This window comes from Bradyrhizobium denitrificans (assembly GCF_013179005.1).
Taxonomy (GTDB): Bacteria; Pseudomonadota; Alphaproteobacteria; order Rhizobiales; family Xanthobacteraceae; genus Bradyrhizobium; species Bradyrhizobium denitrificans.
In genome coordinates this window covers 64,101-84,219 of record NZ_JABFDP010000020.1, presented here as the reverse complement: position 1 = coordinate 84,219, position 20,119 = coordinate 64,101, and the positions used below count along the sequence as shown (strand labels likewise).

The window sequence follows — 20,119 nt, the reverse complement described above, 5'->3', positions numbered from 1 at the left end:
ACCGCGAGGACACCATGATCGCACTTCCGTACGACTATTTTCTGATCGCCTGGTTCGTCCTCGCGGCGGGCTGCACCGCGTACGTCGCTTTCGACCAGTTCAACGGCAATCCCGAGCCGACCGTGATGAAGTGGGGCTTCATCCTGGTCACTCTGTACATGGGTCCGTTCGGATTGCTGCTCTATGTGCTTGCGGACAAGGAACCCCGACCGGGCGAGCACGAACACTTCACTTCGCCGCTCTGGAAGCAGGGTGTCGGCAGCACGATCCACTGCGTTGCGGGGGATGCCACCGGCATCATCCTGGCGGCCACCGTGACCGCGCTGCTGGGGCTTCCGATGTGGATCGACCTGATCGTCGAGTACGTTGCGGGCTTCTCGTTCGGGCTGTTCATCTTCCAGTCCCTCTTTATGAAGAAGACGATGGGCGGCACCTATTGGGAGAACGTCCGCAAGAGCTTCATGCCGGAATTTATCAGCATGAACGCGATGATGGCAGGAATGGCACCGACCATGAGCCTGCTGATGATGGGGCGGGACATGCGGGCGATGGACCCGCTCGAACTGGTGTTCTGGGGAGTGATGTCGCTGGGCGTCATGGTGGGATTCGCGACCGCGTATCCCTTCAACGTCTGGATGGTGAAAAAGAAGATCAAGCACGGCTTGATGACCGAGCGCGGCGGCAGCGAGCAGCGGCAGGAAGGTCACGAAGGCCATGGCGGCGGCGAACCGCCCAAGCATGACGTGGGCGAAATGAAGCACGGCAGCGGACACCAGATGGGCTCCGACGCGACGACGCCGCAACTGGCCGCGCTCGCCGGCGTCACGTCGCTTCTCCTGATTTCCGGAATGGTGATCCCGGGCTTTTCCGTCAACCTTGGTCTCAGCGCCCGCGACGTTGACGGCTCCATCATGCCGCCGGGGATGATCAACACCTTCGACCTGCCGGGCGAGGCGATGAAGGACATGGCCGCGGTGAAGCCGCGTCAGGTCGCGTACGTGGCGGCGCCCAATGCGAGGGGCGACAAGGTCCTCGAGCCGCGCATCGAGAACGGAGTCAAAGTCTTCGACATCAAGGCCGAGATCATCCGCTGGAACATCCTGCCCGACGTGGCGGTCGAGGCCTACGCGTACAACCGCCAAGTCCCGGGACCGCGGCTACAAGTGACGGAAGGGGACCACGTGCGGATAAACTTCCGCAATGCGCTTCCCGAAAGCTCGACGATCCATTGGCACGGACTGATCTTGCCGAACGAAATGGATGGGCCGGCAAAGGTTACCCAGGATCCGGTGCCGCCCGGCGGCTCCTACACGTACGAATTCGACGTGGGTCAGAGCGGCACGTACTTCTATCACAGCCATGATCATCCGGACCGGCAGCAGGCGCTCGGCCTGTACGGCGCGCTATTGATCGCGCCGAAGGACTCGGCGGCCGAGGTAAGGGCGGACCTCGACTATACGATTCAGCTCCAGGAATGGCTGAAGCGCGAGTGGTTGACCTATCCGGCCATGCTGATGGAAGGGGCGCTGCCGAACTACTTCACGATCAACGGCAAAGCCTATCCGTCGACCGACACCGTGGCGATGAAGGTCGGGCAGACCATCAAAATCCGTTTCATCGGCACCAACAACAACTTCGTGCATCCGATGCACGTCCACGGCGGACCGTTTGAAGTGGTCGCCGTCGACGGCGTCAACCTGAAGGACAGCGCGCGGTATCAGGCCGACACGGTCAACGTCGGACCGGGTCAGCGCTACGACGTGATCTGGACCGCGCGAAAGCCCGGAAAGTGGCTGGTGCACTGCCACATACCGCATCACACGGCCAACAACAATGTGGAGCAGCACGGAGGCGGCGGACTGATGCTGGTCCTAAACGTGCAATGAGGCGGAGCAACCCAAGGAGCGAGCGATGAGCGACGTTAGCGACAAGATGCAGAAGTGTATCGACGAATGTCTGGAGTGTTATCAGTCCTGTCTGGGGACGGCGATGACCCACTGTCTCGAGACGGGCGGCAAACATGTCGAACCAGCACATTTCAGGCTCATGATGGCGTGCGCTGAAATGTGCCGGACGGCGGCGCATTTCATGCTGCTGAACTCGCCGCATCATCGGCATGTCTGCCGGGAGTGCGCGGAAATTTGCGCGGAATGCGCCAAGGATTGCGAGCGCCTCGGCGGCATGAACGACTGCGTCCGGGCCTGCAATCTGTGCGCCGAAAGCTGTCGCGCCATGGCGGCCTGACGGACTCGAAGGACGGCCGACGTAGCTTGGCGCCGGCTGTCCACGGGCGCGAACGGGAAGGGAGAGTGCTCGGATGAAATATGCCTATTTCGCAATCATGATTGCGACCTCGACGGTCGTGATGTTCGGTCTCATATACCTGAACGGTTATGGGCGCGACCACGTGTTCTTCAGCCAGGCCTGGGTGTGGATGGCGTTGGTGAGGGACGCTACGACGGCAGCGATCATGATCGGTTACATTTGGTTGAGGTACGCAAACCGGCAGGCGAACGTCGGAATTGTCATTGGCAGCGCCGTCGCGGCACGGGCGCCGGACCTTCCGTACAAGCCGGCGAAATGAACGAAAAGGTGCGCGGACTTGCTGCCGGCGACGGCGACACCAAAACCATAGCGCGCGCGGCGTCCAACACGCCGCGTGGCCGGGATCTGCGTCTCGATCTGTTCCGGGGGCTCGCTAATTGGGCGATCTTCCTGGACCACATTCCCAACAACGCCGTTGCGTGGCTCACGACTCGCAATTACGGCTTCAGCGATGCGGCGGATATCTTTGTCTTCATCTCCGGATACACCGCGGCATTCGTGTACGGGCGCAGAATGACGCGGCAGGGTTTCGTTGCCGGCACGGCCCTGCTCTTTCGCCGCGTATGGCAACTCTACGTGGCCCATGTGCTCCTCTTCGTCTTCTATGCCGCATCCATCGGTTATGTCGCGCAACGTTACGGCCATTCGCATCTCCTCGACGAATTCAACGTATCGGGGCTCATCGAAAAGCCCGTGGCCACACTGTCGCAGGGGCTGACCCTCGCCTTCAAGCCGCTCAATCTGGACGTTCTGCCGCTTTACATCGTTCTGATGGCCGCGTTTCCCCCGATGCTCTGGTCGATGATGCGCTTTCCCATGTCTGCGCTTGCGGCTTCGCTGGGGATGTATCTTTTGGCGCGCCACAACGGGTGGAATCTGCCTGCTTATCCCTCGGGCGGTTGGTACTTCAATCCGTTCGCCTGGCAATTCCTGTTCGCCATTGGGGCGTGGGCGGCCTTGGGCGGGGCAGAGACAACCGCGAGCGTCAGGCGGACGCCCGCGCTTCTGGTCGCCAGCGCTGCGTTTCTCGTTTTCGCCCTGATCGTGACGCTCGCGGGCCGGTTCGAGTCGCTTGGATCGATCGTGCCGCCCGAGCTTCTGGCCCTCTTCGAACCCAACGACAAGACCAACCTTGCTCCATACCGGATACTCCATTTCCTCGCACTGTCGATCTTGGTAGTGCGGTTCGTGCCGGCTGACGGAGCACTGCTGCGTTCCCGCGCGCTGCGACCCGCGATCATCTGTGGCGAACGCTCGTTGGAGGTCTTTTGCGTCGGCATCTTCCTGTCGTTCGTCGGACATTTCGTCCTTGAGATCTATTACGAGGGTTTGATCGGCCAGGTCGCGGTCAGCGTCGGCGGCATCGCGATCCTCACTCTAGTTGCCGCTTATCGATCATGGTCCCGAACTCTGGACCGCCAGCCGATACCGAAATCAGCGTCGGCTCGAGAAGGCCGTTCAAACAAGATGGAGTCCTCGCCATGAAGAGAGCAATTGCGGCAATGGCCGTAGTGGTTTCGATCGGAGTGGCCGCAGCAAGCTGGTTCATTTTATTCGGGATGTACCATATCGGTGTCGACACTCCCCATTGGGACATCACCCGGAAATTAATCGAAGTCGTTCGCGACCGCTCGATCGCGGCACGTACGAGGAACGTCGAAGTGCCAGATCTCCGTGACGAACAACTCGTCCTCAAAGGAGCGGGGCAGTATGCGGCGATGTGCGCCAACTGCCACCTTGCCCCCCAGCAGCAGGACTCGGAAATCCGACCAGGCCTCTACCCCAAGCCGCCCAATCTTTCCGAGCAGCGTTTCGATCCAAAAACCGTGTTCTGGGTGACCAAGCACGGATTGAAGATGAGCGGCATGCCGGCATGGGGTCTCGGGCACGACGATGCGACCATCTGGAGCATCGTAGCATTCGTCACCAAGCTGCCCGGCCTGTCCGCCGAGCATTACAAGGACATGGTGGCGAGAGCGCCTCCGGACGAGGAGATGGGGACCATGGACAAGAAGGACGGTAAGAAGCCGGAAAAAAAGGGCGAGAATACCGGGACTAGGATGCCGATGCAGACCGAACAAAAGGGTGACCACAAGCACTGAGCCCAAAACGGACGATGTTCGCGCGTAGGCAGGCGGAGGATGTCGAATGGTAGAAGACAAACGGTCAGCGCCGCGTCACAGGGTCCTGAAGGCCGCCACCATTTCCTTCGGAGGAGGGGCGATTAGCTGCACGGTTCGCAACCTTTCCGTTACCGGCGCCTCGCTGGAGGTGGCGTCGCCGCGGAATTCCCGACTCAATCGTCCTCGAGCTCGCAGAAGGCGGGTGACGATGCCGGGTGATCTGGCGCAAAGAGAAGCGGATCGGCGTCCGGTTTGTAGACCGAAACGACAAGCCCGATGCATCGTCTTAGCTGTGCAGAAAGGGGCAAGTCCGGTATATGGGTTAATTTGAACCTGTGCTTGGCGCCGGGGCAAGGCCGAATGATCTCCCGGCGGGATTTGAATGGGGTGGTTGAGCGAATGGACCAGACTTGGGTCGAAGACCTCATACGACATTGGCGGGATGATGAGGCGGGGACATACCGGACGTGGTTTCTGTGGGACGCGCGCATCAAGAACTTCCGGTCGATCAGGCGCGGACTTCAGGAGGTAATCGCGGAAATTAGAGCCGATACGTTCGGAAATGCCTACCGGGGATCTTCTCTCGAGACCGTCCTGGATTCTATTGCGGAGCAGCGGCAGGTCTTCAAGGGCGCGGACCATGCGTTCATGTGGAAGCCAAAGTTGAGAATCCCGGACATCTACGAAAATCGATCCAATCAGGTGGTCTTCGGAAATTTTCTCGATACCTGTCTTTGCTGCAACACCGAGGAACATGTGATCGAGGCGATCCAGACGCTCGACCGCGCGACCATCAAGGGGCTCGGTCCCGCAGCGGCAAATCTGCTTTATTTTCTGCATCCGACGATCGCGCCGCCGTTCAACACCGCCATCGTGAGGGGATACAACGCCTTGACGGGAGCTGATGTGAAATTGGGCCGGTGGGAGCAGTATCTTGCCATGCGTCGGGGAATTCTTTCGCTCAACTCACAGTATCGAAATCTGTTGTCCAATGATCTCGGAGCCGCAGCGGCGTTCCTGTTTGAGGTCGGCACCGGGCGTTACCCTCTTCCGGAACGCGAGGACGGAGGCTCCGTAGAGCGGTGGAAATCAGATCTTGACCATGTCCGCGCGGAATCAGCGGCGTCTTCGAAAGCAGCAGCAGCGGCGCGCGAAGCGGATCACACGCATACCGAAATCCAAGGCTGGCTGCGCGATCTTGGCGTCGCGCTTGGTTTTCAGGTTTGGGTCGCATCAAACGACGGCGCGCGGTCCTACAAAGATGGCCGGCTGGCAGACGGCTGCCTCGACCGCTTGCCAACAGCCTTGGCCGAGGCCGGCGCTGTCGATGCCATCCGTCTCATCGACGTGATCTGGATCGAACAAGACGGCGATGTAGCAGCCGCGTTCGAGGTGGAGCACACGACAAGCATCTACTCTGGTATCGTCCGGATGCTTGATCTCGCGCTGGGCATCGACGGTGCCGCGGCGCGAAACTTCTTCCTCGTCGCTCCTGATGATCGTGAAGACGAAGTGCGTGCGCAATTCGCTAGGCCGGCATTTTCGCGTGTTAGCGAACTAAATTTGCGCTATTTGCCGTATAGCGAGCTACGGGACCACCGTGACGCCATCGCTCGCTTCGGCAACGGCATCAAGGGAATCCTGGCGATTGCACGGCCGATCAAGCCGATCGCATCGACGACGCAAGTCGCCACCAGCAACGCTTGAAGCTGCCAACGGATTCGAACGGGCGCGATTCGATCCGACCTTAAGGACCGGCCTGCCGCTCGTAAAGACGTCACTGGATCCGACTAAGTCGAGTGGAGGCGAGGTTGCAACGGGAGAAGCGCCTCGCCTCAAATTCGCGGGCCGAAAAATCCGGGCGCATCCGATCTATTCGCGGACGATTAGTCCGGGACGGTACCGAGCTTGTTGAGATCGTCGACGCTTTGCGAATTCTTGAGCAGCCCGCCCACCTGTTCGTATGACCGGGTCAACTCGCTCAATCGGCTCATCTCCTGGACGTTTTGGACGTTGGATTTCTCCAGCGCTCCGACCGAGAGTCTTACGGAACCGGTCGGAATATCCAAAGCGGGTGTCTGACCCTGAAAGAGGTTGGACCCCACTGCCTGCAGCGGTCCGTCGAACCGAACGAGGCGGAGACTGCCAACTACACGTTGCCGGGAACTGATTGTGCCGTCGGCGGCTATCGTCACCGAGCGCTCTTCGGCCGCGATAGTGATCGGACCGCTGCGAGAAAGTATCGGCTGGCCCTCCATCGTAACCAGACGTCCCGTTGAATCTACGGTGAATGCGCCAGCCCGCGTATAGCGCTCCCCTTGGGGCGTCTGAACAGCAAAATATCCATCTCCGACGATGGCCACGTCGAGAGGGTTGCCGGTGAGTTGAATGGCGCCTCCGGAGGCATCTGGATACTGAAATCCGGCATTCACCAGCGAGACGGGACGCCCCTTTTTGCCATCGCCGTCGTTCTCCTTCGCCGGCGAGAGATATTCCTGAAAGGAAAGTTGGCGGGCGCGGAAGCCGGTAGTATCCGCATTCGCGACGTTGTTGGCAACGTTGTCCAGCCGGCGTTCCAGCGCGATCAGTCGCGAAAGATGGATAATCGTGGTTTCGCCCATATGCGACCGCCGAATCAGTCAGCTTAGTTGGCCAAAACTTAGCAGATTTCCGAATTCCGCGCCTACCCGACTGTTCGGGCGGTACCGGGTTTGCGCCAGGCTGGAGGATCAAGTAGGCGCGCTGATTAGAGCAACCATCCGCAAAAACTGGTTATACGAACTCTCCGCCATAAACGGCAACGCGATCAAAAAAGTGACGAATGTCGCAAGGATCTGGTTAAGCGTTGATCACTTCCAGACCGTTCATGAAGAATCTCCCTGCCGAACTACAATCTTTTGCGTCTCGATTGGTTAACGATTGATTAACAATTAGCCGCCTTCTCGGCAGCGAGCCAGCTAACGAGCCTTGTCGCGTATACGCCGAGTTAGCTCGGCGCATACGCTCAACTCTGCGTAGCGGGGCCTACAGCAGTCGCGGCTCACATTGACGGAAGCTGGACCGAATTCTTTGCGAGAATTGGATTCTCGCGCATACGGCACCTGTCTTCGCACTCTACTATTGGCTTCGGGCGGATTTCGGTGGCAAAGGCGGCAAAGCGCTTAGCGCCGAGGTGTAGCAATTTGCGGATTTGTGTGGCCAGTGCTGCCGATCGTACCAGCCGGCACCGGTTCGTCTGCACTATGCGCTCGAGTAGCCGCGACCGGGAAGGAAAGCCGAGCAACGGTTCTGGATCAGCGGGATTTCCGAATATCGGTGATCATCACAGCGTTTCTGAGCTTAGCTACTTCAAACTGCACGAAATCTCCCGGCCGCAAATCTTTCAGCATGCGACGGTTCGTTACATGGAATGGCATTTCCATGGCCCGCATCCTGATGCTGCCGTCGGCGCTTTGCATATCTTCCGTAAGGATCGTGACTGAAGGAGCAGCTCCCGAACCCGTGTCGATAGCTCGGATCTGACCTTTCGCATGCACATGCCCCAAAGGAGAAATAAGGTATCTGTGTTCCCGATCCAGCTTTTCCATCCACTCGCTGGGCGTTGTTGTCAGCGTTTGAGCCGCTGCAGACATGAAACCAGTTGTGAAGCCGAACGCTATCGCTGCAAAAACGACTGCTTGGCGCAAGATTATCTCCTCCTGTTTGCGGACCGCGCCACGGAGTGCTCGATACGGCAGGCTCTATCGATGTACTATTGCACAGCAAGTCCCGGCGGTTTTTGATTTGCATCAAGCAACACGGATGGGTCGCAGGTTTGTGCAGAAGTTTACGGCGCCAACCCAACGCCCTGACTCGAGACTCTTCGGCTATCGCGATCATGATCCTTGGCGAGCGGTTAGGAGGAGTGCCGGCGCGACACAGCTTGCTGGCGTTGCCCCTGACGGTCCGCAATCTTTCCGTCAGCGGCGCCTCGCTTGAACGGAAAATTATGCTGGTGACGAGCCGCTGAACGGTTTCTAGCCAGAATTGCGATGGGGTGGAAAAAAGGAGCGGCGGTAGGAGATCTCATAGGGCATAGTCGAGACGACAACGCCGGGACCTACCCGACGTGATACTCGCAGCATCATAAACTGAGAGCCGGATGCGTCATGAAGTCGATGCTCTCCTCGACGAAATTCGCTCGACCGAGTTAGAGATGCGACCAAGCAGGCCCGAAAAGTCGGGAATGTCGATCATCGCCAGCAATAGGCCGACGATCCAAAAGAGATTTTCGTGAGTGAACATCGCGAGAAGCCCGAGAGTTGCTACAAGCTGATATTGAACCTTCTGTCCCTTATGCGCGATGTGCTCGGGCAGATGGTGCAGACGTAGCATCAGGACGCCGAACATGAAGACGATTAGCACCAGAAACGCTGCCATCAGGATTAGCAAGATGTCCGTTTCGTCGGGGCCCACAACGAACCAAGGCGCATGGGCGTAATGAGCTGGCGATCTAATGTGGTCCATGGGAGAGCCTCGGCTGGTGGATTCCCTATCGACTACGAGGCAGTCTATGCCGCCCCTTTGATTTACGTCGAGAAGACGCAACAGGGGAGCTTTAATGATACTGAACCTTCTTTTCCTTCTGGGCGATGTGCTCCGGCAGATGATGCGGTCGCAACATGAAGACCCCTACCAAGAAAACGAACAGCACCACAAACACGCCCATGGCGACCAGCAGCACGTCGGTTCGCCCAGGCTCTGCAATGAACCATGGCAGTTTCGCGTGAGGAGTAGAGGGTTCAGAAGCGACCATGAGGTCCTGCTTGGCTTCCTAAGACTCTTAGCTCTCGCTTATCGCCAGCCGAGCACACAGCGCTTCGTCGCCCACTCCCTTGATTTATATCAACCGGAATAGTTCGAGAGAAGCGTTGCGGCCGAGCATCACGGCCACGTTGCTTCTTAGTCGCGTTGGCGACGCCGATCAGCGAGTAATTAGAAGCCAGCCCAGCAGGCTGACGTCAGCGCGGCCAGCCGATCAATTTGTGCCCGCAACACTCGATGATGCCATTGGCCTCGCACGGGTCGAGCACCCCGCAGTCACGGCCGCAATGCGTGAGTGCGGGGCTGTGCATGCCATCGAGCTTCCGCGGTCCCGACGTTTGGCGTGTCACAGCAAGAGGAGCTTTCCAATAAACCTGGTTTGTCTCGGCGTTGCTGAGGGCGGGAATTCACTTGTCGCCACTTGTGAGGAGCTGTTTCGCTCGCGATGCCGCTCTATACTTGTTTGCGGCGCCGAACCATTCTTTCTGCTCCCTTCCGCGCCAAGGTAGCGACGACGCTCGCGGACAATCCGAGCGCCGCGACTGTTCCGTTGACCGTTTGAGAGCGTTGAGCGGCTCAAGAAAACGTAGCCGCCCACAAAAACGAGATGATTCCAGGAACGAGGCCGCCTTCACGGTCTAACGAGAGAGCCGAACGCGCCGGTCTCGATTCAGTCCTTCTTCGGTCCGATGTGGTGCGGGACCTCGGTTTTCGGACCACCGCTATAGTGATGGGTGCCTCCGTCTGACTTTTTGGTGCCGGCGGTTTCCTTCTTGCCCATGTGATGCGGCACCTCGGTTTTCGGTCCGCCCGAGTAATGGTGGCCATTCTTGTCATCCGACGTCGTTGTTTGTGCAGCCGCGGGAAGCGCGGTGAAGCAGATAGCGACGGTCGCAATGAGCAATTTACGACTGATCATGAGTTCCTCTCCGTTTTGAATCTAGGTGAATTGCGATGTGAACTCATTAGGCCCAGGCGTCGCTCAGCACGTTGATGTAGGTCAAGAAGCATCAATTATCGCTTCTTCGGAACTGCTGAAATGTTTGGCAGTGCCGTTAGATCGTCGAACTCTTTTCTGTGCAATCCGCAAAGCGCTACTGCCCGGATTGTTGATATGGGTCAAAAACCCGCGGCCGCGCCCGTCCTATCATTGCTGACAGCTATCAGGAGAAGCATGCCAATGTCGGTTCAGGACCATTCTGGTCATCAGGGACAACCGCGGGAGGGTATATCGCTGAAGTCCCGTGTCGGTTTGGTGCTGGTCGCGTTCCTGGTTGTCGCAGGCGCGCTGCTATTCACCGAACACCGCGCACATGTGCTCGGGCTTCTGATTTGGCTGCCGCTTCTCGCTTGTCCGCTAATGCACATCTTCATGCATGGAGGACACCATCATCACCATGGAGGTCGCGACCGCCTCGGCCACGACGCGGAACCGAGGCCATCATGAACGACGCGGCACCCGCCTACGGCTTGTGGAGCCTGGTCATCGTCAACTCCGCGATCTTTATCCTGTTTGCCTACACCTTCTTCAAGCCGCAGACACCGAGGGACTGGCGCTCTTTCGGTGCGTTCAGCGCGTTTCTGGTCGCACTGTTCGTCGAGATGTACGGCTTCCCGCTCACCATCTATTTCCTGTCAGGATGGTTGCAGTCGCGCTTCCCGGACGTGGACTGGTTCTCGCATGACGCCGGCCATCTCCTGGAGATGATGTTCGGCTGGAAGACCAACCCGCATGCAGGACCGTTTCATATCCTGAGCTTCGTCCTGATCGGCGCCGGGTTCGTGTTGATCTCCACAGCCTGGACGGTGCTCTATGATGCGCAGCGGACGCGCCGCCTCGCGACCGCTGGCCCCTATGGATATGTCAGACATCCGCAATATCTGGGATTCATCCTGGTGATGCTCGGCTTCCTGGTGCAATGGCCGACCATTCTCACGCTTGCCATGTTCCCGATCCTGACGATCATGTATGTGAAGCTGGCTCGCGACGAGGAGCGGGCGGTGAGGGCGGAGTTCGGCGAGGGTTATGACAAGTATGCCGCCGAGGTGCCGGCATTCATCCCGAAGATAGGCCGGCTGCTCCGAACGCAATCTTCGGATAGTTAGTGTCACAGCTGACGGTCGGAGAACCCAATGCGGAGCAAGGAAACACGCTGGCCTGCTTCCGCAATCCTTCTTGCGCTGTTCGGCATCCTGCTGATCGGCGTCGGCTGCTATTTTCTGTTCCTGCGCCCCGCCTTGCTGCCGGAGGACATCCGCTACATGCAGTTTACGCCAGCCGAGTTGCAGTCGATCGGCCCGAGATTAGGATCATGGCTGATGCATGTGTTTCGGGTAATGGGCGGCTATGTAGCGGCCACCGGCGTCTTGCGCTTACGTTGGCCGTGACGGCGTTTAGTGAGCGGAACCGATGGGCCGTTCTCGGTGCCGTTATTGCAGGCGTGACATCGATCGGCTGGATGGCCGCCGTCAATTTCATGATCAACTCGGACTTCAAATGGGTCCTGTTCGGGTTCGCGCTGACCTGGGCAGCCAGCATCGCGGTGTTTTCGGGGCGATGCAGTACCGCTTCCGGAATTCGCCGGGTTGACCTAGCGCAACGGCAGATGCGCCAAGATAGCGCACCCATAAAGCGAGCCATCTTGCGCCTGGACCGGTCGCGTAGCGCTCCGGCAGCGGTGGCGCTACTGGGCCAGGTTGCATATCGCCGGGATGGAAATGTCATATATTCTGATGCTGGTTGCTTCCTACGTCGACAATGGAAAGCAGCTCCCGCTTTGGAAAGACCTGCCTCATTTCACGTACTGGCTGATTCCGATTGCCATCGGGATGCCGCTCGTCGTTCGCGCCGGTGGTGCGAACTCGAGATTTCACCTGACGCGGTAGGATGCGACGGCGCAAACGTTGGTCGAAAGGAAGAAGCTCAAGTTCTCGGAGGCACAATATTGTCTGAAACGATCGCTGTTCTTAGATGTGCGAACGTCCAAGCGACACATCGTTAGTTGCCGCGCTGTTTGCGTTCGGCAACGATTTTCCGCCGGATTTGCTTGCTCACTCGAGTGAGGCAGAGCCGGCGTTTCAGTGTGGGCGCGCATATATGCACTGGACCGCGATTCACGAAAAGCCGCCCTGGCCCCCTTCCTGACCAGGGCTTCGGGGGGTGACCCAGAGGAGGCCGAAGAGGAGCGCCGCTTGGATGCCTAAGTGCTGCGCCGAGCCTGTCATGCAATCTTAAACGATTCAGAATGATGCAGATCGTCCTTTGGCGAACGGACCTCACACTCACAAGAAAAGTTGATTCTATGTTGAGTAGGCTTGGATTAGTGTCGCGGCAGACGAGCTACGTGTAGGTCGAAGAACATGGATGAATCGGTAAAATACCCGGGCCGATTAACGAGACGAAGCGCGTTCGGTCTTGTAGCCGCGCTCTTGGCGTTGCCGCGTCATGTTGCCGCTGCCGAACCGTCGGAAATTCTGGTTCACAAGGATCCGAACTGCAGTTGTTGTACGGGCTGGGTTCGTCATCTTCAAAGCGCTGGTTTTGCCGTCACGGTGCGGGAAAGCACGGTGCTCCATCTCGTCCGCCGCCGCCTCGGCGTGCCGGACGATCTGGCGGCATGCCATACGGCTGAAGCGAGCGGCTACGTTCTTGAGGGGCATGTTCCCGCAGTGGCCGTCCGTCGGTTGCTGGAGACACGACCTGAAGCCATCGGCTTGGCGGTGCCCGGGATGCCCGTGGGATCGCCAGGGATGGAAAGGGAGAGGGCTCCGGCCGAGAGGTACGAGGTTGTCCTTTTCGGCGCCAAAGGTCGACAAACGTTTATGCGCTTTGTCGGTGGAGAGGCGGTTGGCTGAGCCTTAAGCTGCTGAATTAACTATCAATTAATGGTCCGTAAATCTCTGGACTGGCGCACTTGTGATTTGACGCGGGCCTTCCAAAGTTCCGCGTCTCGTGTGATGTTAGGTTATGAATCTTCGCCGACTCATCAGTCATCTGCTTGCGGTCCTTGTGATCGTTGGGCTGGTTGGTGCGCCGCTGGTAGCGCCGGCGGCAGCAAGACAGCTGCCTGTTGGCGAGATGAGCGACATGTCCGCTATGTCTGGCGACATGCCATGCTGTCCGGACGGTCAGAAAAACAAAAACTGCCCGGATTGCCCGCTTATCGCGATGTGCATGTTGACGGTCGCCCAGGTTGAGCCCTCCGCGGCAAACGTTATCCAGGTTTCTTTCCAAACTCGCAGGCTTTCCTACGCGCTCGTCGATTTGATCGCCGATGGCCTCATTGGCGCCCCTCCGGACCATCCTCCTCGAATCCTGGCCTGATTGGCGTCACAACGCCCTCTGCTGCTGCGCGGCCTCTGGGCCACGCGCAGAACGCATGCCGTTCGCGGCACATCAGGATTTCGAGGTTACAACATGAAGAGCTACCTCTACGCACGCGCCTTCCAGGCCGCGCTCATCGGCATTGCCATTGCCGGTTCGGCCACGCTCGCGCGTGCCGACATTAAAGACTACGAGTTCCAACTGGTCGATCGGACCGTCAAGAAGGGCGACGCGATTATCGCGGTCCGGCTTGTCCACAAGCCCGACGGAAAGCCTGTGCCCGACGCGGTCATTTTTGCTACACGCTTGGATATGGCTCCTGACGGTATGCAGGAGATGGCTACCAAGGTCACGCCGATGCCTAGCACAGAGCCGGGCGTATACGAGTTCAAGGCGACCCTGAGTATGGAAGGGGGTTGGCAGCTTTCCCTTGGCGCCAAAGTGCAGGGCGAGACCGGGACAGTCGAAAACAAGCTCGTCCTTAAGGCGACGCCGTGATCCGCTCTCTCGGAATCACGCGGCTCGCGGCCGTTGGAGCGACCACAGCAATGCTGTGGTTGTCTCCGGCTGCAGCAGGCGATCAACCGGTGCCCGGGGCGACGGTGGAAAGCGTCGTCGCAATCGCCAAGCGCCTCAACCCGACCGTAGCGGCGGCCTCGCTCGATTTCGACGCGGCGGTGCACAAGATCGGAACGGCCGGTGTGTTGGCCGATCCGACCCTCATTCTCGAAGCGTGGGACGTTAACCGGCAAGGCGTCGGCCAACGTCGCATCGGCCTTGAACAGGATTTCAAGCTTTGGGGCAAATATGGTCTCGAGCGTAGTATTGCGCAGGCTGACGCTGACGCCGCAAAATTCCAGGGCCGTGCAACCGTCATTGATTTGATCGCGCAGGTCGTAGCCGCGCATGGCGAATACAACGCCGCGTATGAGGCCGTAGGAATCTCGACCGAAATCAAACGACGCTATGACGAGATCCTCGGTCTTTTGCGGTCGCGATATGGCACAACGTCGGTCGATCAGCAGGACGTCATCAAGGCTGAAATCGAAGCCGCTACCGCGGAGGGCGACGTCATTCGCCGGCAGGGCGAACAGAAAGCCGCCGCAGCCAGGCTGAATGCTCTGATCGGTCGCCCATCCTTGGCTCCGTTGGCTGCGCCAACCGGGTTTCGGACTGTCAAGGCAATCAGCCTCGCGCAGGTTCAGGCGCTCGCACGATCGGCAAACCCGATGCTGGCGCTGGCCGGTGCGCAGAGCAATTCCGCAGCTCAAACCAAGTCTCTCACCGACCTCAACTACTATCCCGACGTAACGCTCGGTGCCAAATACGTGCAGCGCCCCGGTACAGAGGACACCGGCGAGTTCATGCTGGGCGTCAAGCTGCCGTTGCACTACGAAGTCAAGGATGCAGAGCAACGTGCGGCAGGCGCGCGACTTGGCGCCGCGCAAGCCCGCAACGAGGCGCTGCGGTTGCGGATCGACGGACAGATCGCCGACGCCTGGTTCAGCGTCGATGCGCTGCGGAAGGTCGTGCAGATCTACGCGTCGCGCCAACTGCCGCCGTCCCGCTCGTCGGTCGACAATGCGCGAAACGGTTTCCAGGCCGGCACGTCCGATCTTTCTGCAGTTTTCGAGGCGGAACGAAGGCTTCGCACGGTTCAACTCGACTTGCTGAAGCTGAAGGTGGAACTGCAGGCGAAATATGCCGAGATGGAGCGTCTGGCGGGAGGTTCGCTATGAGAGGAGCGTATTGGGCGGCTTCACGTCAGCGTGAGCTCGTAACCGACCAGCGATTTGGGCCGAACTCACTGAGGAAGCTCAAATGATTTTATTTGTGCGCAAGTGCCCGCCCGATTCAAACTCGCTGAGATGTTCGCTATGAGACGGCCTGTAGGCGCCTTCGTGATTGTTTCCGCGATCCTGGCTGCCGGAGTAGTCGGATTGGCGCTGGGACGTTCGAACAGTCCGCTTCCCGGATGGCTCGACGCTGTTCTGCCCGTCGTCGCCAAACAGAATCCGGCTCAGTCTGAAGCGAGCGGACCCGTGATCTACTATCGCGATCCGGACGGGTTGCCGAGCTATTCGCCTACTCCGAAAAAAACTTCAGCGGGCAAGGACTATCTCGCGGTCCGCGCAAGTGAAGACGTGAGCTTCGAGGAGAGCCCGCCGGAAACTAAGACCGCGAAGAGCGGGGATCGAGGCAAAATCCGCTACTACCGAAACCCCATGGGCCTTCCCGACACGTCGCCGACTCCGAAGAAGGATTCGATGGGGATGGACTATCTGCCAGTTTATGAAGGTGAACAGGACGACGATTCATCGGTCAAGGTCAGCGCCGGAAAGCTGCAAAAGGCGGGTGTTCAGATCGAAGTCGCCGAGCGCCGTACCCTGAACACAATGGTTCGCGCGCCGGGCATCGTTCAGGAAGACGAGCGCCGAAAAGCGGTCGTATCGCTTCGTTTTGAGGGCTTCATCCAATCCGTCGAAAATGTCACCACCGGAACGCACGTCCATAAGGGCCAGCGGCTGATGCGCATCTACGGCCCGAGCCTGTCGAGCGCCGCTGCCGAATATCTGTCGGCGCTCAATGCCCGTCCGGATACAGGCATTGGCAATCAAGCGTTAAAGGGCGCACGCCGACGCTTGGAAAACCTCGATGCACCTGAGGCATTCATTGCTGAGATAGAGCGTACGCGCGAGATCCCGGTCTATGTCAGCTGGCCTGCGCCGCAGGACGGCGAAATCGTGGAGCGCATAGCAGTCAACGGCATGCGCGCGGCTCCGGGCGATGTTCTGTTCCGGATCGCAGATCACGACGTCGTCTGGGTATTGATCGATGTCGCGGAGCGGGATCTTTCCCTGATCGAGGTCGGGCAAAAGGCCAGCGTCCGCCTACGCGCCTATCCAAACCGGCTTTTCACCGGGAACGTCACGCTGATCTATCCGCACTTGATGGCGGAGACGCGGACCGCGCGGATCAGAATAGAATTGCCCAATCCGGACCAGGTGCTGCGTCCGGACATGTATGCGGATGTGGAGATCGCAACAGGAGCCGAGACGCCCGTGCTGACTGTGTCCAGCAGCGCAGTCATCGATAGTGGCGAGCGGCAAATTGTGCTTGTCGACAAGGGCGACGGCCGGTTCGAGCCGCGCGAAGTCAAGCTCGGACGGCGAGGCGGTGGCCGCGTCGAAATCAAGGAAGGTCTCGCCGAAAACGACAAGGTGGTCGTCTCCGCGAATTTCCTGATCGATGCCGAAAGCAATCTCAAGGCCGCGCTCAGTGGCCTGGACAAGGGAGAGAAGTCGCAATGATTGCGCGACTCATAGATTGGTCGGCCCGCAATCTGATGCTGGTTCTAATCGGCGCGGTCTTCGCCGTGGCCTCCGGAATTTATGCGCTGCAACACTCAGCACTGGACGCGATTCCCGACCTTTCCGACACCCAGGTGATCGTCTACACCGACTACAAGGGACAGGCCCCGCAAGTCATCGAGGATCAGGTCACTTATCCGCTGACAACGGCGATGCTGACGGTCCCAAAATCAAAGGTTGTCCGTGGCTTTTCCTTTTTTGGCGTCTCGTTCGTTTACATCATCTTCGAGGACGGCACGGATATCTATTGGGCGCGCTCACGCGTTCTCGAATATCTTAGCGCGGCTGCGCGCAAATTGCCCAATGGCGTGACGCCCACCCTGGGACCTGACGCGACCGGCGTTGGCTGGGTCTATCAATATGCGCTGCAGTCCAAGGACAAGAACCTGGCCGACCTCCGGTCCCTGCAGGATTGGACCATCCGCTACGGCATCGCCAAGGCCGAGGGCGTCGCCGAAGTGGCAAGCGTTGGTGGCTTCGTCAGGCAATACAACATCATCGTCGATCCGAACCGCCTGCGGTCGTTGAATATTCCGGTTGCGAAAGTCCGCGATGCGGTTCGCGGCAGCAACATGGATGTGGGCGGCCGAACCGTTGAACTCTCGGAATTCGAATTTGTCGTGCGAGGCAGGGGATACATCAAAAGCATCTCCGATCTCTCGAATGTTGTGCTGAAGACCGAGAAAGGCACGCCGGTCTTGCTGAAGGATGTCGCGCGGATCGAGCTCGGCCCCGACGAGCGGCGAGGCATCACCGAACTTAACGGCGAAGGCGAAGTCGCCAGCGGGATCGCGCTGCAACGTTTCGGCCAGAACGCGCTGGATGTGATCGACAATGTGAAGGCGCGTCTGGCCGACATGGCATCCGCGCTGCCTAAGGGCGTCGAGATTGTTCCGGTCTATGACCGCTCTACTCTGATTCACAACGCGATCGAGACATTGAAGCGGACGCTGACGGAAGAAAGCATCGTCGTGGCGCTGGTCTGCATCGTGTTCCTGTTGCACGTACGCAGTGCGCTGGTCGCCATCATCATGCTGCCGGTCGGTATCCTGATGGCTTTCGCGGCCATGAAGGTGCTCGGCATCGGCTCGAACATCATGAGCCTCGGCGGCATCGCGATTGCGATCGGCGCCATGATTGACGGCGCTATCGTTATGATCGAGAACGCTCACAAGCATCTCGAACGTGCGCCGCCCGACAAGCCGCGTCTGGAAGTTCTCATCGAAGCGGCAAGCGAGGTCGGACCGGCGCTCTTCTTCAGCTTGCTGATTATCACGGTATCGTTCCTGCCGATCTTCACCATGGAATCGCAGGAGGGCCGACTATTCAGCCCCCTGGCTTATACCAAGACGTTCTCGATGGCTGCGGCGGCGATTCTGTCGGTTACGCTGGTTCCGGCGCTTATGGTGCTATTCATTCGCGGCAAGATCGTTCCGGAGCACAAGAACCCGATCAATCGGTTTCTGATCTGGGTGTACCGGCCGCTGATCCAGGGCGTGTTGAAGGCCAAGACGCTGACGATCTTTCTCGCAATCGTCGCCTTGGCGGTAAGCCTCTGGCCGGCGCGCCAGCTCGGCACCGAGTTCATGCCGAGCCTGAACGAAGGCACGCTGATGTACATGCCGACGACGTTGCCGGGCCTGTCGGTGACCAAGGCGGCCGAGATTTTGCAGACGCAGGACAAGCTCATCAAAACAGTTCCCGAGGTCGCCTCGGTGTACGGCAAGGCCGGACGCGCCGAGACCGCGACCGATCCCGCGCCGACCGAGATGTTTGAGACGGTTATCAATCTCAAGCCCAAAGCGGAGTGGCGTCCGGGCCTGACCGTCGACGGCCTGATTGTCGAACTCGACAAGGCTTTGCAGTTTCCCGGCGTCTCCAACGCCTGGACCATGCCGATCAAGGCCCGCACCGACATGCTCGCAACCGGCATTCGGACCCCGGTCGGCATCAAGGTCATAGGCAAGGACCTGACTGAAATGGAGAAGCTGGCCCGGCAAATCGAAACCGTCGTCAAGGCCGTTCCAGGCACATCGAGTGCTTATGCCGAACGGGTGATTGGCGGCTACTATCTGGACGTCGTTCCCGACCGAGAGGCGCTCGCACGCTACGGCCTGATGGTCAGCGATGTCCAGGACACCGTTTCGTCCGCCCTCGGCGGCGAGACGATTACCACGACTGTCGAAGGTCGCGAGCGCTATGGCGTCAATCTGCGTTATCCCCGCGACCTGCGCAGCGATCCCCAATCGATCGCACGGGATGTTCTGGTGGCAATGCCCGGCGGCGGAACGGTGCCGCTCGGTGAGGTCGCCGCGATCAAGCTGACACGGGGCCCGACCACGATCCGGACCGAGAACGGTCAACTGGCGGTTTACATTTTCGTCGATATCCGCGATCGCGATCTCGGCGGCTACGTGGCCGACGCCAAGGCGGCCGTCGCCGCAAGCGTGCAGTTTCCGCCAGGAAATTACGTGGTCTGGAGCGGCCAGTTCGAATATCTGGAGCGCGCCACCGCTCGGCTGAAGATCGTGGTGCCCGTCACGTTGCTGATCATCTTCCTGCTGCTCTATCTCAATTTCCGCAGGTTGACCGAGACGCTGATCGTGATGCTCTCGCTGCCGTTCGCGCTCGTCGGCGGTCTCTGGCTGATGTGGTGGCTTGGTTTCAACATGTCCGTCGCAGTGGCCGTGGGCTTCATCGCCTTGGCCGGTGTCGCGGCGGAGACCGGCGTCATCATGCTGATCTATCTCGACCAGGCGATGAAGGAACTTCATGCCGAAAGGGCGGCGGAAGGCAAGCCGTTCACGCGAGCAGACCTTAACGAAGCCATCATGCTGGGTGCGGTCGAGCGGGTAAGGCCCAAGATGATGACCGTCGTCGCCATCATGGCCGGCCTCATCCCGATCATGTGGAGCACGGGCACCGGTTCCGAAGTCATGCAACGCATCGCTGTGCCGATGATCGGCGGCATGATTTCGTCGACCATTCTGACACTCGTCGTGATTCCGGCCGTCTATGCGCTGATCAAGGGCTTTGGGTTGCCGCGCGAACCGAACACCGCCGTTTCAGCAGAAGGGAGCAGCAAGGATCGGGAGAAGACAAGCGTCTTCAATCGTAGCCAGGCGGCAGAATGAGGGGGGCCATTTTTTTGATCCTTGCCACCGATGTAGAGC

At 59.2% G+C, this 20,119-nt stretch carries 20 protein-coding genes and 1 pseudogene; 16 read left to right on the top strand and 5 right to left on the bottom strand.

Annotation, left to right across the window (positions count from 1 at the left end):
- Positions 1-14 precede the first annotated feature (14 nt).
- The 7 genes and pseudogenes from HL671_RS22675 (at position 15) to HL671_RS22650 (ending at position 6,155) form a co-directional block, all read left to right on the top strand.
- Entirely contained in the window at positions 15-1,886 is a 1,872-nt protein-coding gene (locus HL671_RS22675) for a multicopper oxidase domain-containing protein (protein ID WP_172238778.1), read from the top strand.
- A gap of 25 nt (positions 1,887-1,911) precedes the next feature.
- Positions 1,912-2,244: a four-helix bundle copper-binding protein gene (locus HL671_RS22670; RefSeq protein WP_172238775.1), complete on the top strand. Its 333-nt coding sequence runs from the start codon at positions 1,912-1,914 to the stop codon at positions 2,242-2,244.
- A gap of 73 nt (positions 2,245-2,317) precedes the next feature.
- On the top strand, positions 2,318-2,584 hold the full coding sequence (locus tag HL671_RS22665; protein WP_172238772.1) for a hypothetical protein: 267 nt from the start codon (positions 2,318-2,320) through the stop codon (positions 2,582-2,584).
- Positions 2,581-3,810, top strand: a complete 1,230-nt coding sequence (locus tag HL671_RS22660) for an OpgC domain-containing protein (protein ID WP_172238769.1) — start codon at positions 2,581-2,583, stop codon at positions 3,808-3,810. Before HL671_RS22665 ends, HL671_RS22660 begins: the two co-directional genes overlap by 4 nt.
- Positions 3,807-4,427: a c-type cytochrome gene (locus HL671_RS22655; RefSeq protein ID WP_172238766.1), complete on the top strand. Its 621-nt coding sequence runs from the start codon at positions 3,807-3,809 to the stop codon at positions 4,425-4,427. The genes HL671_RS22660 and HL671_RS22655 overlap by 4 nt, the downstream gene beginning before the upstream one ends.
- Positions 4,428-4,473: 46 nt before the next feature.
- Positions 4,474-4,654 (top strand): annotated as a pseudogene (locus tag HL671_RS38440) (PilZ domain-containing protein).
- A gap of 193 nt (positions 4,655-4,847) precedes the next feature.
- Positions 4,848-6,155, top strand: a complete 1,308-nt coding sequence (locus HL671_RS22650; protein ID WP_172238763.1) for a type II restriction endonuclease — start codon at positions 4,848-4,850, stop codon at positions 6,153-6,155.
- Between the two features lie 179 nt (positions 6,156-6,334).
- Here the strand turns inward: HL671_RS22650 and flgF are convergent, their stop codons facing one another.
- The 5 genes from flgF to HL671_RS22625 form a co-directional block, all read right to left on the bottom strand.
- On the bottom strand, positions 6,335-7,069 hold the full coding sequence (gene flgF / locus HL671_RS22645; protein ID WP_172238760.1) for a flagellar basal-body rod protein FlgF: 735 nt from the start codon (positions 7,067-7,069) through the stop codon (positions 6,335-6,337).
- A 672-nt stretch (positions 7,070-7,741) separates the two neighbouring features.
- Entirely contained in the window at positions 7,742-8,134 is a 393-nt protein-coding gene (locus HL671_RS22640; RefSeq protein ID WP_172238757.1) for a copper-binding protein, read from the bottom strand.
- Between the two features lie 460 nt (positions 8,135-8,594).
- On the bottom strand, positions 8,595-8,954 hold the full coding sequence (locus tag HL671_RS22635) for a hypothetical protein (protein ID WP_172238754.1): 360 nt from the start codon (positions 8,952-8,954) through the stop codon (positions 8,595-8,597).
- A 91-nt stretch (positions 8,955-9,045) separates the two neighbouring features.
- Positions 9,046-9,243: a hypothetical protein gene (locus tag HL671_RS22630; RefSeq protein ID WP_172238751.1), complete on the bottom strand. Its 198-nt coding sequence runs from the start codon at positions 9,241-9,243 to the stop codon at positions 9,046-9,048.
- A gap of 678 nt (positions 9,244-9,921) precedes the next feature.
- Positions 9,922-10,170 (bottom strand): hypothetical protein, encoded by a 249-nt coding sequence (locus HL671_RS22625; RefSeq protein WP_172238748.1) that lies wholly within the window; start codon positions 10,168-10,170, stop codon positions 9,922-9,924.
- Between the two features lie 261 nt (positions 10,171-10,431).
- Here HL671_RS22625 and HL671_RS22620 point away from each other — a divergent pair, with 261 nt between their 5' ends.
- The 9 genes from HL671_RS22620 (at position 10,432) to HL671_RS22580 (ending at position 20,080) form a co-directional block, all read left to right on the top strand.
- Positions 10,432-10,698 carry a DUF2933 domain-containing protein gene (locus HL671_RS22620; protein ID WP_172238745.1) on the top strand — a complete coding sequence of 89 codons (267 nt, stop codon included), beginning with the start codon at positions 10,432-10,434 and terminating at the stop codon, positions 10,696-10,698.
- The gene (locus HL671_RS22615; protein WP_172238742.1) at positions 10,695-11,357 is read left to right on the top strand and encodes a methyltransferase family protein; all 663 of its coding nucleotides are present in this window, start codon (positions 10,695-10,697) and stop codon (positions 11,355-11,357) included. Before HL671_RS22620 ends, HL671_RS22615 begins: the two co-directional genes overlap by 4 nt.
- A gap of 27 nt (positions 11,358-11,384) precedes the next feature.
- Positions 11,385-11,639: a hypothetical protein gene (locus tag HL671_RS38435; RefSeq protein ID WP_246579420.1), complete on the top strand. Its 255-nt coding sequence runs from the start codon at positions 11,385-11,387 to the stop codon at positions 11,637-11,639.
- 972 nt (positions 11,640-12,611) lie between these two features.
- The gene (locus HL671_RS22605; RefSeq protein ID WP_172238739.1) at positions 12,612-13,106 is read left to right on the top strand and encodes a DUF411 domain-containing protein; all 495 of its coding nucleotides are present in this window, start codon (positions 12,612-12,614) and stop codon (positions 13,104-13,106) included.
- A 112-nt stretch (positions 13,107-13,218) separates the two neighbouring features.
- Entirely contained in the window at positions 13,219-13,575 is a 357-nt protein-coding gene (locus tag HL671_RS22600; protein WP_172238736.1) for a hypothetical protein, read from the top strand.
- 93 nt (positions 13,576-13,668) lie between these two features.
- On the top strand, positions 13,669-14,073 hold the full coding sequence (locus tag HL671_RS22595; protein WP_172238733.1) for a FixH family protein: 405 nt from the start codon (positions 13,669-13,671) through the stop codon (positions 14,071-14,073).
- Positions 14,074-14,123: 50 nt separating this feature from the next.
- Positions 14,124-15,314 (top strand): TolC family protein, encoded by a 1,191-nt coding sequence (locus tag HL671_RS22590; RefSeq protein WP_172238730.1) that lies wholly within the window; start codon positions 14,124-14,126, stop codon positions 15,312-15,314.
- Between the two features lie 138 nt (positions 15,315-15,452).
- Positions 15,453-16,886 (top strand): efflux RND transporter periplasmic adaptor subunit, encoded by a 1,434-nt coding sequence (locus HL671_RS22585; protein WP_172238727.1) that lies wholly within the window; start codon positions 15,453-15,455, stop codon positions 16,884-16,886.
- Positions 16,883-20,080: an efflux RND transporter permease subunit gene (locus HL671_RS22580; RefSeq protein WP_172238724.1), complete on the top strand. Its 3,198-nt coding sequence runs from the start codon at positions 16,883-16,885 to the stop codon at positions 20,078-20,080. Before HL671_RS22585 ends, HL671_RS22580 begins: the two co-directional genes overlap by 4 nt.
- The last annotated feature ends 39 nt before the right edge of the window (positions 20,081-20,119 follow it).

Coding starts and splice junctions, on each gene's coding strand:
- HL671_RS22580 (WP_172238724.1), top strand. CDS start 16,883: ATGATTGCGCGACTCATAGATTGGTCGGCCCGCAATCTGATGCTGGTT.
- HL671_RS22620 (WP_172238745.1), top strand. CDS start 10,432: ATGTCGGTTCAGGACCATTCTGGTCATCAGGGACAACCGCGGGAGGGT.
- HL671_RS38435 (WP_246579420.1), top strand. CDS start 11,385: ATGCGGAGCAAGGAAACACGCTGGCCTGCTTCCGCAATCCTTCTTGCG.
- HL671_RS22590 (WP_172238730.1), top strand. CDS start 14,124: ATGCTGTGGTTGTCTCCGGCTGCAGCAGGCGATCAACCGGTGCCCGGG.
- HL671_RS22665 (WP_172238772.1), top strand. CDS start 2,318: ATGAAATATGCCTATTTCGCAATCATGATTGCGACCTCGACGGTCGTG.
- HL671_RS22595 (WP_172238733.1), top strand. CDS start 13,669: ATGAAGAGCTACCTCTACGCACGCGCCTTCCAGGCCGCGCTCATCGGC.
- HL671_RS22585 (WP_172238727.1), top strand. CDS start 15,453: ATGAGACGGCCTGTAGGCGCCTTCGTGATTGTTTCCGCGATCCTGGCT.
- HL671_RS22615 (WP_172238742.1), top strand. CDS start 10,695: ATGAACGACGCGGCACCCGCCTACGGCTTGTGGAGCCTGGTCATCGTC.
- HL671_RS22600 (WP_172238736.1), top strand. CDS start 13,219: ATGAATCTTCGCCGACTCATCAGTCATCTGCTTGCGGTCCTTGTGATC.
- HL671_RS22675 (WP_172238778.1), top strand. CDS start 15: ATGATCGCACTTCCGTACGACTATTTTCTGATCGCCTGGTTCGTCCTC.
- HL671_RS22660 (WP_172238769.1), top strand. CDS start 2,581: ATGAACGAAAAGGTGCGCGGACTTGCTGCCGGCGACGGCGACACCAAA.
- HL671_RS22650 (WP_172238763.1), top strand. CDS start 4,848: ATGGACCAGACTTGGGTCGAAGACCTCATACGACATTGGCGGGATGAT.
- HL671_RS22655 (WP_172238766.1), top strand. CDS start 3,807: ATGAAGAGAGCAATTGCGGCAATGGCCGTAGTGGTTTCGATCGGAGTG.
- HL671_RS22625 (WP_172238748.1), bottom strand. CDS start 10,170: ATGATCAGTCGTAAATTGCTCATTGCGACCGTCGCTATCTGCTTCACC.
- flgF (WP_172238760.1), bottom strand. CDS start 7,069: ATGGGCGAAACCACGATTATCCATCTTTCGCGACTGATCGCGCTGGAA.
- HL671_RS22635 (WP_172238754.1), bottom strand. CDS start 8,954: ATGGACCACATTAGATCGCCAGCTCATTACGCCCATGCGCCTTGGTTC.
- HL671_RS22670 (WP_172238775.1), top strand. CDS start 1,912: ATGAGCGACGTTAGCGACAAGATGCAGAAGTGTATCGACGAATGTCTG.
- HL671_RS22605 (WP_172238739.1), top strand. CDS start 12,612: ATGGATGAATCGGTAAAATACCCGGGCCGATTAACGAGACGAAGCGCG.
- HL671_RS22630 (WP_172238751.1), bottom strand. CDS start 9,243: ATGGTCGCTTCTGAACCCTCTACTCCTCACGCGAAACTGCCATGGTTC.